Origin of the sequence: Kitasatospora sp. HPM-01-4 (genome assembly GCF_051374625.1) — a bacterium.
Taxonomy (GTDB): domain Bacteria; phylum Actinomycetota; class Actinomycetes; order Streptomycetales; family Streptomycetaceae; genus Kitasatospora.
Genome location: NZ_JBPQGP010000005.1, coordinates 6,644,687 through 6,660,821, shown reverse-complemented (window position 1 = coordinate 6,660,821; position 16,135 = coordinate 6,644,687). Strand labels below are relative to the sequence as shown.

Genomic DNA, 16,135 nt, shown 5'->3' with positions numbered 1-16,135 from the left:
CCGCTGGTCCACCTTTTCATTTCACTGATCTCGTCCATTGTTCGGCGGCCGCGTCGCCAGGGAGGCGCTGACGTAGCCGTTAGGCCCCACAACCGGGACAACGCGAAGGACCCCACACCGACCCGCACCCCGCACGGGGCGGGAACGGTGCGGGGGCTTCGGCCTGCACATACCACTCCTGGCATCCCCCGCCCAATCGTCTTGCACGGACCGCCCGTTCAGGGTTCGAAGCGGTAGCCGATGCCCGGTTCGGTGATCAGATGGCGGGGGCGGGTGGGGTTGGGTTCGAGTTTGCGGCGCAGGCCGGCCAGGTAGACGCGCAGGTAGTTGCCGTGGCTCTCGGCCTCGGGGCCCCAGACCTCGCGCAGGATCTGACGCCCCGGCACCAGTCGGCCGGGGGCGGAGAGCAGCAGGACGAGGATCTTCCATTCGGTCGGGGTGAGCCGGACCGCTCCTCTCGGGCCGGTCACGGTGCCGGCCGGGATGTCGATGATGTGCTCCCCTACGGTGACCGTGGTCGCGATCTCCTCGCTGCCGGGCCTGCGCAGCACCGCGCGCAGCCGGGCGAACAGCTCGTCCATGACGAAGGGTTTGGTCAGGTAGTCGTCGGCACCGGCGTCCAGGGCGTCCACCTTGTCGGTGGTGGTGCTCCGGCCGGACAGCACGATGATCGGCATGGCGCTCCAGGCGCGCAGCCCCCGGATGATGTCCATGCCGTCCAGGTCGGGCAGGCCGAGGTCGAGCAGGACGGCGTCGGGGATCAGGCGTCCGGCGGACTCCAGCGCCTCGGCGCCGGTCGCGGCGGTCAGGACGTCGTAGTCACGGGCGTGCAGGTTGATCCGCAGGGCGCGCAGCAGTTGGGGTTCGTCGTCCACGACCAGGATGTGGTTCACAGCGTGGGTTCTCCCGTTCCGGCGGCGGGCAGGGTGAGCAGCATGGTGGTTCCGCCACCGGGGGTGTCCTCGACCTCCAGGGTGCCGCCCATGGCCTCGGCGAGGCCGCGGGAGAGCGCGAGACCGAGGCCCACGCCGGTGGTGTTGTCGGTGTCGCCGAGGCGCTGGAAGGGGAGGAAGACCCGGTCGCGGTCCTCGGGGGCGATGCCGGGGCCGCGGTCGACGACGCGGATCTCCACCCGGTCCTGGTGGCTGCTGGCGGCGACCAGGACCGGTGCGCCGGGGGCGTTGTAGCGCAGGGCGTTGGTGATGACGTTGGCCAGGACGCGTTCCAGCAGCGGCGGGTCGGCCAGCACGGGCGGTGCGGTGTCCAGGTCGAGCGGCTGGATGGGCGCGTCCGGGTCGGAGAGCGAGTCCAGGGCGCGGGGCAGCACCTCTTCGAGGTGGGTGGGCGCCAGGTGGAGGGTGAGGGCGCCGGCCTGGAGCCGGCTCATGTCGAGCAGGTTGTCCACCAGACGGGTGAGTTTGACCAGCGACGCGTCCGCCATGCTGAGCAGCTCGGCCTCGTCCTCCGGGGAGAACTCGACGTCGGGGCTGCGCAGCGAGCCGATCGAGGCGAGGGCGGCGGCGAGCGGGGTACGCAGGTCGTGGCTGACGGCGGCGAGCAGGGCGGTGCGCATCCGGTCGGCGGCCTTGATCGGTTCGACCTCGGCGGCGACGGTGGCGAGCCGGTCGCGTTCGAGGGCGGCGGCGACATGGGCGGCGAAGGCCGTGAGCACCCGCTGGTCGGCGGCGGGGAGCCGGCGGCCGGTCAGTATCATCACGGCGTCCGCGCCCACCGCGATCTCGGTGACCGCCTCGCCGGAGGCCGCGCCGCCCTCGGTCTCGGCGTCGCTGCGGGCCAGCACCTCGCCGCTGGAGCGGTCGAGCAGTGCGACGGAGGCCATGGCGAAGGCGGTCCTGGACTTCTCCAGCAGGGCGGGCACCGCGTCGGCTCCGCGCAGCACACTGCCGGCCAGGGTGGAGAGGGTCTCCGCCTCGGCGGTGGCGCGGGCGGCCCGCGAGGTGAGTCTGGCGGCGTGGTCGACCACGGTGGAGACGGTGAGCGCGACGGCGGCGAAGACCAGCAGCGATATCACGTTGTTGGTCTCGCCGATGGTGATGCTGTGGATGGGCGGGATGAAGAAGTAGTTCAGCAGCAGCGAGGCGACCAGCGAGGCCACCAGCGCGGAGACCGCGCCGCCCAGCAACGCGACCGCCACGACGCCGAGTTGGAAGATCAGCGCGTCGGTGGTGAGGTTCACCTGGCTGTGGAACTGGGAGAGCACCACGGTCACCAGGGTGGGCACCACGAGCCCCGAGGCGAAGCCGGCGACGGTGCGGCGGCGGGAGTGCCGGCGGCCGAGCGAGGGCAGCTTGCCGCGTCCGGTGAACTCATGGGTGACCATGTGGACGTCGATATCCTCGGAGGCGTCCACGGTGGTCTCGCCGATGCCCGGGCCGGTGAGGAAGCGGTTGATCCGGCCGCGCCGGCTGGTGCCGAGGACCAGCTGGGTGGCGTCCCGGCCGCGGGCGAAGGCGAGCAGGGCGGTGGGGATGTCGTCGCCGACCACCACGTGGTAGCTGCCGCCGAGGGTCTCCACCAGCTGTCTCTGCTGGGCCAGCGCGCCGGGTGAGGCTCCGGCCAGGCCGTCGCTCTTGGTGACGTGCACGGCGAGCAGTTCGCCGCCGGCGGTGCGGTCGGCGATCCGGGCGGCCCGGCGGATCAGGGTCTCGCCCTCGGGTCCGCCGGTGAGGGCGACCACGACCCGTTCCCGGGTCTCCCAGACCCGGTCGATGTTGTGGCTGGCCCGGTAGTCCCGCAGTCCCTCGTCCACCCGTCCGGCCACCCAGAGCAGGGCGAGTTCGCGCAGCGCCGTCAGGTTGCCGACCCGGAAGTAGTTGGACAGCGCGGCGTCCACCTTCTCGGCCTTGTAGACGTTGCCGTGGGCCATCCGGCGGCGCAGCGCCTGCGGGGCCATGTCGACCAGTTCGATCTGGTCGGCGCGGCGGACCACTTCATCGGGGACGGTCTCCCGCTGCGGGATGCCGGTGATCTTCTGAACCACGTCGTTGAGCGATTCCAGGTGCTGGATGTTGACGGTGGTGATGACGTCGATGCCGGCGTCCAGCAGGTCGTCGATGTCCTGCCAGCGCTTGGCGTTGCGCCCGCCGGGGATGTTGGTGTGGGCGAGCTCGTCCACCAGCACCAGGGACGGTCTGCGGCTGAGCAGCGCCTCCAGGTCCATCTCCTGGAACTCGGTCTCCCGGTAGGTCCGGGTGAGCCGGGGGACGGTCTCCAGCCCCTCCAGCATGTTCTCGGTGTGCCGACGCCCGTGGCACTCTATGTACCCGACCACCACGTCCGCCCCGCGGTCCTGCCGTCTGCGTGCCTCGTCCAGCATCCGGTACGTCTTGCCGACACCGGGTGCCGAGCCGAGGTACACCCTCAACTGCCCGCGGCGGATGAGGGTGCCGGGGGTGAGGTCACGGGACATGGGCGCTGCTCTTTCCTTGCGGAGGGCGTGCGCGGGCGGGCGGGCCGGCACGCGGGCGGATGACGCACGAGCGGGTACACGGGCGACCGACCCGGGTGCGGGGCGTGGCCCCCGTACCCGGGTCGGTCGGTTCACCGAGTTGTGGGTGACATTGTCACTTCTCTTCGCTCAGCGCCTTGTTGAGCAGGACGACGTTGACGCCGCTCTGGCCGAGGAACCCGAGGGAACGGCCGTCGGTGTACTTGTCGATCAGGTGGTTGAGGGTGTCGGCGGACAGGCCGCGGGCCTTGGCGACCCGGTTGACCTGCTCACGGGCGTAGGCTACCGAGATGTCGGGGTCGAGGCCGGAGCCGGAGGCGGTCAGCGCGTCCACCGGGACGGTGGCCGGGTCGACGCCGTCGAAGGCCGCGACCGCCGCCCGCCGCTCCTGGACCGCCTTCAGCAGGTCGGGGCTGTTGGGGCCGAGGTTGCTGGGGCCGGAGTTCTTGGCGTCGTAACCGGTGCCGGCGGCGGAGGGGCGCGGCTGGAACCACTTGGGGTCCGGCTGGGCCTGCTCGTTCGGGTCGTCCGGGTTCTTCTTCGGCAGGTTGTAGTTCTGGCCCAGCAGGCTGGAGCCGATCTCCTTGCCGTCGGAGCTGACGATCGATCCGTTGGCCTTGTCGGCGAAGGCGACCTGGCTGATCCCGGTGACCAGCAGCGGGTAGGCGATACCGAGGATCACGGTCATCACCAGCAGCATCCGCAGCGCGGTCGCGTGCGTACGCACGGCGGTGGGCAGTGGCTTGGACATTTCCTGCTTCTCTCAGTTCAGGCCGGGGATGAACTGCACGACGAGGTCGATCAGCTTGATCCCGATGAACGGGACGATCAGACCGCCGATGCCGTAGACCCCGATGTTCCGGGCCAGCAGCGAACTCGCGTTGGACGGCTTGTACTTGACGCCGCGCAGGGCGAGCGGGATCAGGCCGATGATGACCAGCGCGTTGAAGATGATCGCTGAGGTGATCGCCGAGGTCGGGCTGTGCAGGCCCATGATGTTCAGGTGCTTCAGGCCCGGGTACACGCTGGCGAACATCGCCGGGATGATCGCGAAGTACTTGGCCACGTCGTTGGCGATCGAGAAGGTGGTGAGCGCACCACGGGTGATCAGCAACTGCTTGCCGATCTCGACGATCTCGATCAGCTTGGTCGGGTTGGAGTCCAGGTCGACCATGTTGCCGGCCTCCTTGGCCGCCATGGTCCCGGTGTTCATCGCGACGCCGACGTCGGCCTGGGCGAGAGCGGGGGCGTCGTTGGTGCCGTCACCGGTCATCGCGACCAGCTTGCCACCCTCCTGCTCCTTCTTGATCAGGGCCATCTTGTCCTCGGGGGTGGCCTCGGCGAGGAAGTCGTCCACGCCGGCCTCGTCCGCGATCGCCTTGGCGGTCAGCGGGTTGTCACCCGTGATCATGACGGTCTTGATGCCCATCCGGCGGAGCTCTTCGAAGCGCTCCTTCATGCCGTCCTTGACGACGTCCTTGAGGTAGATGACGCCGAGGGCGCGGGGGACGCCGTCACCGATCCGGGAGGCGACCACCAGCGGGGTGCCACCGGCGGCGGAGATGCCGTCCACCAGCTGGGCGATGTCGTCGGCGACCGCGCCGCCGTTCTCGGTCACCCACTTGATCACCGAACCGGCCGCGCCCTTGCGGACCGAGTGGACACCGCCCGGCTCGTCCAGGTCCACACCCGACATCCGGGTCTGGGCGGTGAACGGGACCCAGGTGGCGTGGGTGAGCTCGCCCTGGGCACGGGCCCGCAGGCCGTACTCGTTCTTGGCCAGGACCACGATGGAGCGGCCCTCGGGGGTCTCGTCCGCGAGGGAGGAGAGCTGGGCGGCGTCCGCCAGCTCGTCGGTCGACACGCCCTGGGCGGGCTGGAACTCGGCGGCCTGGCGGTTGCCGTAGGTGATGGTGCCGGTCTTGTCCAGCAGCAGGGTGTTGACGTCACCGGCGGCCTCGACGGCGCGGCCGGACATCGCCAGCACGTTGCGCTGCACCAGCCGGTCCATACCGGCGATACCGATCGCGGAGAGCAGCGCGCCGATGGTGGTCGGGATCAGCGCCACGATCAGCGCGACCAGCACGATCATCGACTGCGGGGCGCCCGCGAAGGTCGCCATCGGCTGCAGGGTGACCACGGCGATCAGGAAGACGATCGTCAGGGACGCCAGCAGGATGTTCAGCGCGATCTCGTTCGGCGTCTTCTGCCGGGCGGCGCCCTCGACCAGGGCGATCATCCGGTCGATGAAGGTCTTGCCGGGCTCCGAGGAGATCTTGACCACGATCCGGTCGGACAGCACCTTGGTGCCGCCGGTCACCGCGCTGCGGTCACCGCCGGACTCGCGGATGACCGGCGCGGACTCACCGGTGATCGCCGACTCGTCGACGCTCGCCACACCCTCGACGACGTCGCCGTCGCCCGGGATGATCTGCCCCGCCTCGACCACCACGTGGTCGCCGAGCTGGAGCGCGGTCGCCGAGCACTCCTCCTCGTCCTGCGAGGCGGGCCAGTCGGTCAGCCGGCGGGCCATGGTGTCGGTCTTGGTCCGGCGCAGAGTGTCGGCCTGCGCCTTGCCGCGGCCCTCGGCGACGGCCTCGGCCAGGTTGGCGAAGACCGTGGTCAGCCAGAGCCAGATGGTGATCGCCCAGGCGAACACGCTCGGGTTGGCGATCGCCGACACGGTGGTGACCACCGAGCCGACCTCGACCACGAACATGACCGGGTTCTTGACCATCACCCGCGGGTCGAGCTTCTTCACCGCGTCCGGCAGCGAGGTGACGATCAGCTTGGGGTCGAGCAGGCCGCCCGAGACTCTGTGCGGAGCCGCGGCTGCCTCGGTCGTTTCGGCCTGGTCGGCCGGTGCAGGGGTAAGGGTGGACGACATCAGTGGAGACCTTCCGCGATCGGCCCGAGAGCCAGGGCCGGGAAGTAGGTGAGGCCGACGACGATCAGGACGACGCCCGACAGCAGGCCCACGAACAGCGGCTTGTGGGTGGGCAGGGTGCCCGGGGTGGCGGGTACGGGCTGCTGCTGGGCGAGCGAGCCGGCCAGCGCCAGGACGAAGATCATCGGCAGGAAGCGGCCGAGCAGCATGGCCAGACCCAGCGCGGTGTCGTACCACTCGGTGTTCACCGTCAGACCGCCGAACGCCGAACCGTTGTTGTTCGCCGCCGAGGTGAACGCGTACAGGACCTCGGAGAAGCCGTGCGCACCGGAGTTCAGCATCCCGGCCCGCTCACCCGGCAGCGCCATCGCGACACCGGTGCCGACCAGTACGACGGTCGGGGTGGTGAGGATGTAGAGGGAGGCGAACTTCATCTCCCGCGAACCGAGCTTCTTGCCCAGGTACTCGGGGGTGCGGCCGACCATCAGACCGGCGACGAAGACCGCCACGATGGCCAGGATCAGCATGCCGTACAGACCGGAGCCGGTACCGCCGGGGGCGATCTCGCCGAGCATCATGTTGAAGATGGTCAGGCCGCCGCCGAACGGGGTGAGCGAGTCGTGCGCCGCGTCCACCGCACCGGTGGAGGTCAGCGTGGTGGAGACCGCGAAGAGGCTGGAGGCGGCGACGCCGAAGCGCTGCTCCTTGCCCTCCATCGCGCCGCCGGCCGCCTGCAGCGCGGCACCGCCGTGGTGCTGCTCGGCGATGGTCATCAGCGCGGCGGAGGCGATCCAGAACAGGGCCATCACCGAGACGATCGCGTAGCCCTGGCGGTTGTCGCCGACCATCTTGCCGAAGGTGCGCGGCAGGGCGAAGGCGATCACCAGCAGCAGGAAGATCTCCAGCACGTTGCTGAGACCGGTCGGGTTCTCGAACGGGTGGGCCGAGTTCGCGTTGAAGAAGCCGCCACCGTTGGTACCCAGCAGCTTGATGACCTCCTGGGAGGCCACCGGGCCGCCCGGGATCGACTGGGTGTCGCCGCCGAGGGTGGCGATGTCGTGGAAGCCGTGGAAGTTCTGCACCACACCGGTGGCCGCCAGGACCAGGGCGAAGACCACCGAGATCGGCAGCAGCAGGCGCAGCGAGATCCGGGTGAGGTCCACCCAGAAGTTGCCCACCCGGTCGGTGCGGTTGCGGGTGAAGCCCCGGATCAGTGCGGCCACGACGGCGATGCCGACGGCGGCCGAGACGAAGTTCTGCACCGCGAGGCCGGCCATCTGCACCAGGTGGCCCATCGTGGACTCACCGGCGTAGGACTGCCAGTTGGTGTTGGCCACGAAGGAGACGGCGGTGTTCCAGGCCGTGTGCGGCTCGACCGCCTTGTTGCCCAGGCTCAGCGGAAGGATGTTCTGGATCCGCTGGAGCAGGTACAGGAAGAGCAGGGAGACGGCGGAGAACGCCAGCACCGAGCGCAGGTAGACCGGCCAGCGCTGGTCGGCGTCGCCGTCCACGCCGATCACGCGGTAGAGGCCGCGCTCGACTCTCAGGTGCTTGGCGGTGGTGAGGAGCTTGGCGATGTAGTCGCCAAGGGGGCGGTAGCACAGTGCCAGGGCGCCGACCAGGGCGATGGCCTGCAACCAGCCCGCGAGCGTAGAACTCATGTCAGAACTTCTCCGGGTAGATCAGCGCCACGACGAGGTAGCCGACCAGCGCGACGGCGACGACGAGACCTGCGATGTTCTCGGCACTCACAGCCTCTCCACCCCCTTCGCGATCAGGGCCAGGACGACGAACACGGCAACCGTGACGCCGACGTAGATGAGATCGGGCATGGGTTCCACCAAAGTGGTTCAGGGATTGAGGTCGAAGGCGCCCCGGAAGCCCCTCACGACGCCGACGGGAGGTCGGCACGAGGAGCAAACCAGCCACCGAGCGCCGTTTGCGCGCCCCTGACGCCGTCCATACGGGTGCATCGAAAACATTGACGCAGCCTTGATGCCTGCTTCACACAGCCGAGACCTGACCTTGGCCGGAACGTTCCCTCACGGCTGGATTGCATACGAATGGCCCCGGGCGGCCGTCGCTCCGCAGGTGCGGGGACGGCCGCCCGGGGCCGCAGATCGTCGTCACCCGGCGCCGGTGGCACTCGGCGCCGGGTGGGTTCAGGGTGTTTAAGCGGGCTTGCGGCCGTGGTTGGCCTTCTTGCCGCGGCGGGCCTTCTTCTTACGGGCGCGCTTGGACATGCCTCTCCTGTTCCTTGAACTCCGGTGCGGTGTCAGGCCTGGGCGACCAGCTGGTCGGCGAGCTTGGCCAGCCGGCGGCGGGACCGCTCCTCGTGCACGACCTGGGCGGTCGGCGCGATGTCGCCGCCGTCGTAGTACTCGCCGTTGACCAGCTCGGTGCCGGGCAGGCAGAGCCGGACCACCGCGGCCGCCCCTTCGGCCGGCGGTGCGCCCACCCGTCCGTACAGCGGCAGCAGGGCGGTGTCGCACAGCCCCGGGTTGAGGCTGACCGCCGTGATCCCGCTGCCCTCGGGGGCCATCTCGCCGGTGGCCATGGTCAGCGCGAGCTGCGACTGCGCGTACGCGGCGACCCGGGAGTACTTCTTGACCCGGTGCGGGTCGGTCCAGTTCATCGCGGCCGTACGGTGCAGGGAGGACGAGACGTTGACCACCCGCGCGCCCCGGGCGGCCGCCAGCGTGGTCCGCAGCTGCCTGGCCAGCAGGTGTGCGGCAAGGAAGTTGACCTGGAGCGAGACCTCGTTGCCGTCGTCCGTGAGGGTGCAGCGCTCGGGCGCCATCACCGCCGCGTTGTTGACCAGCAGGTCGAGCGCGGGCACCGTCGCGGCGACCGCCCGGGCCAGCGCCGAGACCTCCGCGAGATGCCTGAAGTCCGCTGCGAACGGCAGGAGTCGGGAGCGGTCGGCTCCGGCGGCGGCCAGCCGCGCGACGGCGTCCTCGCCCTCGGCGGCGGTGCGGGCGTGCACCAGGACGGTGGCACCGTGCTCGGCGAGCAGGCGGGCGCTCTCCCATCCGATACCGGAGGAGGCACCGGTCACCAGGGCGGTCCGGTTCGACAGAACACGGTCCGCGGGGGACGGCAGGGACGACAGGACTGCGTCGGGCATGACCCATCCAAGGGGTTGCAGGCAACCCGGGGTGCCGCCGCGCGACCAACCGCGCGGCGGGGGCCGGGACTGCGAGATGTGTACGTGCTTGCGAGTCGCGCGTATCCGTGTACGCGCGGGTGACCGAACGCAGGCGGGCCCCGGCCGGAAGTGACCGGGAGCCCGCCTGCGGCGCGATCGGGAGCGTTGCTTCGCGGGGAGGAAGCGCTACCGGATGGCGACGAAGACCGCGACAACAGCCCCCGCCCGCGGATGCGGCGGGCGATCGTGGTGGCGTGTCGAGCAGGTCATGCCCTCATTCAAGTCGACCGCCGATCGTGGGGGCAAGGACGGTTCACCCTCCCTGATGAATCCTTGATACCGCATCAGCCTTCCGGGTCCCGCAGCGACCAACGCACGACCGGATTACGGGTGTTGGCCGTCGGCTAAGGGCTCGCCCCGGCCCGTCAGGTCCTATCCGCCGCGGCCCGGTGGGCGGCGGTGTCGGCGAGGAGGCGGGCCAGGTCGGCGGGGAGGTCGAGGTGGCGGGCGATCCAGGCGGCATCGCGGCCATGGGCGGCGAGGACCCAGGCGGTCTGCAGCCGGTTGCGGCCGGGGTCGGCCGAGAGCGGGAGCAGCCGGGCTATCTCCTCTTTTGGGTAGCCTTCCAGCGCCTTCGCGTCGTACCACTGCCCGTCCGGCGACGGGAGGGGCGCGGTGGAGCGGCCCCGGCGGGCCATGGCACGGTGGCTCCAGCGCACCACCGCGACCAGCACGAACACGGTGGCTCCCGCACCGAACAGACAAGCCCCGATCAGCGGCCGGGCCCGGCCCGGGGCGAGGCCGAGCGCGACCATCTCGACCAGCAGCAGGGTGAGCACGCCGAGCAGCGCCGTCCCCTCCCGGGTACGGGGGCGGGTGATCCGGGCAGGTGGGCGGACGTCCCGGGGCGGCATGGCCCGGGAGTGGAAGTACGGCCTCATCGGAGTTCCTCCGCGTCGGGTTCTCGCGCCGCTGCCCGGGCACCGGCGGTACGAGGCCGGGGCCGCCGCCCGGGGAGGCGGCCCCGGTCAGGGGGATCAGGCGATGGCTTCCTCGTCCACTCCGGTGCTGCCGTCGTGCAGGTGCCAGTGCAGGTCCCGGACGGCCGGTTCGAGCGAGAGCCGGGTGACCACCCGCTCCTCATCGGCGACCGACCGTAGTTGACCGGCCGTCAGGCCGCCACGAACGCCAGGCTCGGGTCGTACTTGTACCCGATCTGGCGGACGGTGGCGATACTGGCGCGGTGGTCCGGACCGAGCTTGCGGCGCAGCCGGGCGATGTGGGTGTTGATGGTGCGGGTGTCACCGTTGTCCGGCCGCTCCCAGACGGCCTCCATCAGCTGGCCGCGCGAGTGAACCCGCAGCGGATTGGCCACCAGGTGCGCGAGAAGTTCGAACTCCAGGTAAGTCAGCTCGAGTTGGCGCCCTTCGACGGTGGCGGTCCGGAAGGTCTGGTCGACCACCACACGCTGCTGCGCCGACCTCGCGGGCCGGCCCGGAGCGGCGGCCAGGGTGGTGGCCGGGGTGGTGGCCGAAGCGGCGGGCGGGGCAGCGGGCGGGGCGGGGCGGTGGGTCGCGGTGTGGTGGTCCGAGAAGATGACGTTCAGCCGTGGGTAGCGCACGACCATGTCGGCCTCCTGGCGGTACGAGTACGAGTTCGGGTTCGGGCTTGGGCGGCGGGCGTCCGGTCGGCGAGGGGCTCGGTCGGCGGAGTCCGCCGGCACAGGGCTCAACCGGCGGAGGATTCAGGCGGCCGAGCGCCAGGTGGCCTCCAGGCGCGGCCGGCCGTCGCGGCCGGGAACGGTGTGCCAGCCGGCCCGCAGTGCCGTCCGGCGCACCGGTACCGGAGACGGCTCGACCGGCGAGGCCGGCGCGTGCAGGACCACGCTGTCGAGCGCGGCCGCCGACAGGCTGTCGGCGAGGTGCGTCCTGGACGACCGGGAGGCTCCCCGGGCCCGGCCGACCGGAATCGGGATGTTGATCTGGAACAGGGCGAGTGCGGACACGGGACGGTCACCTCCGTGGTGAGAACGGCATGCCGAAGCCATGGCTCGGCGTGCTGCAAGGCGAAGAGTGGGAGGGGTACGGGGCGCAGGGAGTGCCACGCACCGAAGGGGCGCGAGGCGCGGGAGGAGCGCGACGTACGAAAGTGGCGCGAGGCGCGGGGAAGTGCGCCGGTGCCGGGGACCGCGGCGGGCGGTCAGGCGGCCCGGACGCCCTGAACAGCCCGGGCGGCCTCGGCGATCCGGTGTGCGGCCGGCAGCGGCAGGTCGGCGAAGTGCGCGAGCCAGCCGGGGTGGTGGCCCTGACGGGCCAGCAGGTATGCGAGGTGCACGCGGGGCTCGTACGCGGAGTCGGCGTAGTTCGGCGTCCCGGAGTCGGGGCAGGTGCCGGGGTCGTCGAGCCGGTAGGCGCGCTCGGCGCCGTCGTGCAGGGTCAGACGCAGGCGCGGGCAGCTGTGGGCGCGCCGGGCGGTGATGCCGTCCGGCTCGACGGTGCGGCCGGTCTGGCGGGGGTGGAGCAGCGAGACGTGCATGGCTGGTTCTCCCTTCCTCGGGCGAGGGGGCGGCGAGAGGCCTATGACTGTTCGGGACTACGGGGTGGGGCACCGGTGGTGCCGGGGTGGGGGAGGCCGCTGTGGGCCGGCCTCCCCCACCGCCGGGTCACTGGGAGATCGCCACCTGGACGATCTTCACGACGACCAGGACCATCGCGACCAGCAGGTAGGTGCGCAGCGCGCCCATGCCGATCTTGCGGGCGGTGGACATGGTCGGACGGGCCAGGGTCTCCAGCGGGGGCATCCGCCAGTTCTCGCGCCCGGTGCGGTCGATCGGGTCCTCCTTGGTGGCGGTGCGCCGGCGGGTGAAGGAGAACCCGGCGGCCAGCACCCCGAGGACGCCGCAGGCGGCCATGATGTCGAGGATCGCCGAGGAGCTGATGTTCGGCCACAGGACCGAGGCGGTCAGGATGACCGACAGGGTGACCAGGACGCCGATCACGGCGGAGGTGAAGGCGTTGGTCTTGGGACCGTTCACCCAGGGGCCCAGGGCCTCCTTGTCGTTGCAGAGCAGCAGCAGGAAGACCGAGGCGGAGGGCAGCAGCACACCGGCCAGGACCTGGACGCCCTGGGTGAGCAGGCCCAGCGTGCTGTCGCTGGCGGCCAGGACGATGATCGCCGCGGCGGCGACCAGACCGGCGTAGACGGCGTAGAAGCCCTTGGCGTTGCCGACCCCGCGGTGCAGCGAGTGCTTGATGCCGAAGACGTCGCCGATCGCGTAGGCGGTGGAGAGCGAGACCGCGAAGGCGCCGATGATCGAGGCGTCCAGCAGGGCGATCGCGAACAGCACGCCGACCAGCTTGCCCGCGTGGTCCTCCAGGCCCTTGGCGATGCCCGCCGCGTCGGTGAACTGGCCGAAGCCGTCGGTGCCGGTGAAGGCGGCGGCGGTGAAGCCCATCATCGCGGCGGCGCCGACGACCACGATCACGATGCCGATCCACAGGTCGGCCTTCTCGTACTTCATGAAGCGCGGGGTGATCCGCTTGTCGATGACGTACGACTGCTGGAAGAAGAGCTGCCAGGGGGCGACCGTGGTACCGACGATGCTGATGATCAGCAGCATCACGGTGGCCAGCTCGCCGCTGCCGCCGGGCATGCTGGGAACCACGAAGTCGTGGGCCATCTGCGAGGTCTTGGGGTGGACCATGAAGTAGATCGGCACCAGCAGCAGCGATCCGGCGCACAGCGCGACCGCGATCCGCTCGAAGCGGCGGAAGGAGCCGGTGAAGGCGGAGGCGATGATGATCGCGGCGGCCAGGATGACCGAGCCGACCTTCGGCAGACCCAGGTAGCCCGCCGCCAGCGTGATCCCGATGAACTCGGTGACCAGGGTCAGCGCGTTGAGCAGGAACAGGTCGATCACGCTGAACGCGCCCCAGAACTTGCCGAAGCGCTCCAGGATCAGCCGGGCGTGGCCGACACCGGTGACGGCACCCAGTCTGAGCACCATCTCCTGGTTGACGTAGAGCACCGGGACCAGCAGCAGCAGGGTCCACAGCAGGCTGGTGCCGTAGTTCTGGCCGGCGTTGCCGTAGGTGGAGAACGCACCGGCGTCGTTGTCGCCGACCATCACGATCAGGCCGGGCCCGACGATCGCCAGCAGCGTCTTGAGCTTGGCGGAGAGGCCCTGGCGCGGGTCGGTGTCGTTGAGGCTGATGGTGCCCAGGGCGCCCTGGATGTCGCCGACGTGAGCGTCGTCGAGCACCGCGGCGCGCGGCGCCGAGATCGACGGTGGAGTCATCGTGGTGTCGGTCATGGCGAACCTCCCTTGCCCCCCGGTTTCACGGGGAGAGTTCGGGTGGCGCGCAGCAGCAATCCCCTTCACGAGGGCACACCGCGGCAGCCCGCGGCGGAATAGCGCCATGAGGTCATAAGGACATGAGGGCATGGCGCAGCACCGAGCGGACGGTGTGTCAGAAAAGCTCGTGAAGAAGGTTGTTACCGCGTGCCGATGGAGAACGAGGACATGCGGATGTGGGGCCGTTTATGGCCCGGACTACTGCAACTCGAATCCATGTCTCTCGCCTCCTTCCGGCCGGGACGCAGCTGTGCGTCGTATCGACACGGCAAGGAGCGGACCAGCCGAAACGGCCGGTTCACCCCAACTCGTCAGAGCTTTGGCACTCCACGGCGTGATCCGGCTCACCAGCCGGAAGCCACTTGGGATCAACCCTTAGGTCGGGAAGATCTGTCCTGATCCGGAGCGTCTCTCGACGGTTGGGATCAGTGGCCTGTGTCCGTGAAGACGCCTCACCGAACGAGGTGCCTTTTCAAACCTCATCAAGCGTAGACCCACCGGAAGGGTGCACCGACCACATTTACCGAATTTTGACCGATCTTCTCGATCGAAACGGGAACCCCGGTGCCGTCCTCGACAACTCCGGCCACTGCGAGCCGTTTTGCGACCCGCTTTCACCCTCACGGCCCGATCCGGCGCCCCCTGGGGCCGCCGCTCAGGGCGGCCTGCAGCAGCACGGCCGGCGCGAAGAGCCTGGTCGGCGGCGCGGTCAGCGAGAGGGTGTCGATGAAGGCGTCCTGCGCGGCCTTGCTGCGCTGGGCGGCGTTCAACACCCGGTCCAGATAGGCGTGCTGGAGCTTCAGCAGCGGCCCCCGACGGCCGCCGAGGGTGGTGTCGTAGCGCAGGTCCTCGGCGCAGGCCGCCCGCCAGGCCGCCCCCGCCTCGCGGAACACCGCGCGCTGGATCATCCTGGAGTTCACCGGGAGTTCAACTACCGTCTGTCTACGGGCGATCGGTCCACGGGACCTGTGGGCTCCGGAAGCTCCGGCCGCGAGCAGATCGCGCAGCACCAGCGCGGACCGGGCCGCCACCGACATGCCCTGCCCGTACATCGGGTTGAAGGTGCAGGCAGCGTCGCCGACCACCAGCAGCCCCTCGGGTAGACCGGCCAGCCGCTCGTAGTGCCGCCGCCGGCTGGGCGGCGGGCGGAAGCCGTGGATCGGGGCGACCGGTTCGAGGCCCTTGAGCAGCTCGTACAGGTCCGGTGTGCGCAACTCCCGGCTGAAGGCGAGGAATCCGTCGAGGTCGGTGGGTGCGGTGAAGCCGCGCATCCCGCCGACCGTCACCATCCAGCGGTCCCCCTCCACCGGGAACAGCAGCCCGAAGCGCGGATTGCGCCCGGGCCGGGGCTGGAGGTAGAGCGCACGGCCGGCGGACAGGCCCCCCTCGGCCCTGCGGAACAGCCCGGTCGAGTAGCTGACCCCGCCGTCCATCACGCTCTCCTCGGGCGCGTCGAGCCCAAGGTCGTTCAGCCAGTGAGGAGTTCGGGACGTACGGCCGGTGGCATCGACCACCACCTCCGCGGGCAGCACCGACTCGGTCCGGTCACGGTCGCCGCGCCGCCGGTAGCGGACTCCGGCGATCCGGGGTCCGGCGACGGTGAGCCCGACGGCGTCGACTCCCTCACGCGCCTCGATACCCGGGTGCGACAGCACCTGGTGGCGCAGCGCCCAGTCGATCAGGGGGCGGGTGAGACTGACGATGGTGTGCCGCGGCGAGAAGGAGGGGAGCCAGCCGGCCGGCGTGAGCCAGCGGATGTCGCTGGGCAGGCCGAGGCGCTGCGCCCCCGCGTCGATGAGCAGCTCGGTCGTGCCGGGCAGCAGCCGCTCGATGGCATCCAGTCCGGCCGGCATCAGCAGGTGGGCCTGGCGGGCCTGCGGGACTCCCCCGGCGAACTCGGCCCTGCCCGGTCGGCGGTCGCGCTCCACCAGGGTCACCTGCCAGCCCGCCTCGGCGAGGACCCAGGCGTGCAGCAGCCCGGCCAGGCTGCCTCCCAGCACGGCGGCTCTGCCAACAGGTAACGACATCTCGGCCCCTCTCTCACCCGGCGGAGCTGTACGCCGGGCCTTGCACTGGGCGGCGGGTGGTGCGGAGGCGGGTGGTGCGGCGCGGAGGCGGAAGGTGGTGCTGCGGTGCGATGGGGTGGTGCACAGGCGCGGACCAGCGCGTGCAGCGTACGTGGGGAGCGTGCGAGGACGAACCGGATGCATTCTGCCCACCCGAGCTGGGCCGCTAACCATCAGATCGGACTGGAGGTGAACGTGCATCGACAAGGAA

General features: G+C 70.5%; 13 protein-coding genes and 1 riboswitch. All 13 genes read right to left on the bottom strand.

Annotated elements, in window-relative coordinates; translation table 11 throughout:
• Positions 1-218 precede the first annotated feature (218 nt).
• A complete protein-coding gene (locus ACSMTC_RS29125) occupies positions 219-893 on the bottom strand; it encodes a response regulator (RefSeq protein WP_436562691.1) in 675 nt (224 codons plus the stop codon).
• Positions 890-3,430, bottom strand: a complete 2,541-nt coding sequence (locus ACSMTC_RS29120) for an ATP-binding protein (protein ID WP_436562690.1) — start codon at positions 3,428-3,430, stop codon at positions 890-892. The genes ACSMTC_RS29125 and ACSMTC_RS29120 overlap by 4 nt, the downstream gene beginning before the upstream one ends.
• Before the next feature lie 154 nt (positions 3,431-3,584).
• Positions 3,585-4,220 (bottom strand): K(+)-transporting ATPase subunit C, encoded by a 636-nt coding sequence (gene kdpC / locus ACSMTC_RS29115; protein WP_436562689.1) that lies wholly within the window; start codon positions 4,218-4,220, stop codon positions 3,585-3,587.
• Between the two features lie 12 nt (positions 4,221-4,232).
• Positions 4,233-6,356: a potassium-transporting ATPase subunit KdpB gene (gene kdpB / locus ACSMTC_RS29110; protein ID WP_436562688.1), complete on the bottom strand. Its 2,124-nt coding sequence runs from the start codon at positions 6,354-6,356 to the stop codon at positions 4,233-4,235.
• The gene (kdpA, locus tag ACSMTC_RS29105; protein WP_436562687.1) at positions 6,356-8,017 is read right to left on the bottom strand and encodes a potassium-transporting ATPase subunit KdpA; all 1,662 of its coding nucleotides are present in this window, start codon (positions 8,015-8,017) and stop codon (positions 6,356-6,358) included. Before kdpA ends, kdpB begins: the two co-directional genes overlap by 1 nt.
• 1 nt (position 8,018) lies before the next feature.
• Complete coding sequence (gene kdpF / locus ACSMTC_RS29100) at positions 8,019-8,108, bottom strand: K(+)-transporting ATPase subunit F (RefSeq protein ID WP_266275987.1); 90 nt, start codon at positions 8,106-8,108, stop codon at positions 8,019-8,021.
• A gap of 523 nt (positions 8,109-8,631) precedes the next feature.
• Positions 8,632-9,483: an SDR family NAD(P)-dependent oxidoreductase gene (locus ACSMTC_RS29095; RefSeq protein ID WP_436562686.1), complete on the bottom strand. Its 852-nt coding sequence runs from the start codon at positions 9,481-9,483 to the stop codon at positions 8,632-8,634.
• Positions 9,484-9,929: 446 nt separating this feature from the next.
• Positions 9,930-10,445: a hypothetical protein gene (locus ACSMTC_RS29090; RefSeq protein ID WP_436562685.1), complete on the bottom strand. Its 516-nt coding sequence runs from the start codon at positions 10,443-10,445 to the stop codon at positions 9,930-9,932.
• A 230-nt stretch (positions 10,446-10,675) separates the two neighbouring features.
• Positions 10,676-11,131 (bottom strand): winged helix-turn-helix domain-containing protein, encoded by a 456-nt coding sequence (locus ACSMTC_RS29085; protein ID WP_436562684.1) that lies wholly within the window; start codon positions 11,129-11,131, stop codon positions 10,676-10,678.
• A gap of 117 nt (positions 11,132-11,248) precedes the next feature.
• A complete protein-coding gene (locus tag ACSMTC_RS29080) occupies positions 11,249-11,509 on the bottom strand; it encodes a hypothetical protein (RefSeq protein ID WP_436562683.1) in 261 nt (86 codons plus the stop codon).
• Positions 11,510-11,703: 194 nt separating this feature from the next.
• On the bottom strand, positions 11,704-12,039 hold the full coding sequence (locus ACSMTC_RS29075; protein ID WP_436562682.1) for a hypothetical protein: 336 nt from the start codon (positions 12,037-12,039) through the stop codon (positions 11,704-11,706).
• Positions 12,040-12,166: 127 nt separating this feature from the next.
• The gene (locus ACSMTC_RS29070) at positions 12,167-13,816 is read right to left on the bottom strand and encodes an NRAMP family divalent metal transporter (protein WP_436562681.1); all 1,650 of its coding nucleotides are present in this window, start codon (positions 13,814-13,816) and stop codon (positions 12,167-12,169) included.
• 337 nt (positions 13,817-14,153) lie between these two features.
• A riboswitch (M-box (ykoK) riboswitch) is annotated at positions 14,154-14,329 on the bottom strand.
• A gap of 149 nt (positions 14,330-14,478) precedes the next feature.
• Positions 14,479-15,885, bottom strand: coding sequence for an NAD(P)/FAD-dependent oxidoreductase (locus ACSMTC_RS29065; protein WP_436562680.1), 1,407 nt, complete (start codon positions 15,883-15,885; stop codon positions 14,479-14,481).
• Positions 15,886-16,135: the final 250 nt, after the last annotated feature.

What these genes read in the sequence shown, in the direction of transcription:
- ACSMTC_RS29120 (WP_436562690.1), bottom strand. Translation starts at nt 3,430, where the DNA reads ATGTCCCGTGACCTCACCCCCGGCACCCTCATCCGCCGCGGGCAGTTG.
- ACSMTC_RS29075 (WP_436562682.1), bottom strand. Translation starts at nt 12,039, where the DNA reads ATGCACGTCTCGCTGCTCCACCCCCGCCAGACCGGCCGCACCGTCGAG.
- ACSMTC_RS29070 (WP_436562681.1), bottom strand. Translation starts at nt 13,816, where the DNA reads ATGACCGACACCACGATGACTCCACCGTCGATCTCGGCGCCGCGCGCC.
- ACSMTC_RS29085 (WP_436562684.1), bottom strand. Translation starts at nt 11,131, where the DNA reads ATGGTCGTGCGCTACCCACGGCTGAACGTCATCTTCTCGGACCACCAC.
- ACSMTC_RS29090 (WP_436562685.1), bottom strand. Translation starts at nt 10,445, where the DNA reads ATGAGGCCGTACTTCCACTCCCGGGCCATGCCGCCCCGGGACGTCCGC.
- kdpB (WP_436562688.1), bottom strand. Translation starts at nt 6,356, where the DNA reads ATGTCGTCCACCCTTACCCCTGCACCGGCCGACCAGGCCGAAACGACC.
- kdpA (WP_436562687.1), bottom strand. Translation starts at nt 8,017, where the DNA reads ATGAGTTCTACGCTCGCGGGCTGGTTGCAGGCCATCGCCCTGGTCGGC.
- ACSMTC_RS29095 (WP_436562686.1), bottom strand. Translation starts at nt 9,483, where the DNA reads ATGCCCGACGCAGTCCTGTCGTCCCTGCCGTCCCCCGCGGACCGTGTT.
- kdpC (WP_436562689.1), bottom strand. Translation starts at nt 4,220, where the DNA reads ATGTCCAAGCCACTGCCCACCGCCGTGCGTACGCACGCGACCGCGCTG.
- ACSMTC_RS29065 (WP_436562680.1), bottom strand. Translation starts at nt 15,885, where the DNA reads ATGTCGTTACCTGTTGGCAGAGCCGCCGTGCTGGGAGGCAGCCTGGCC.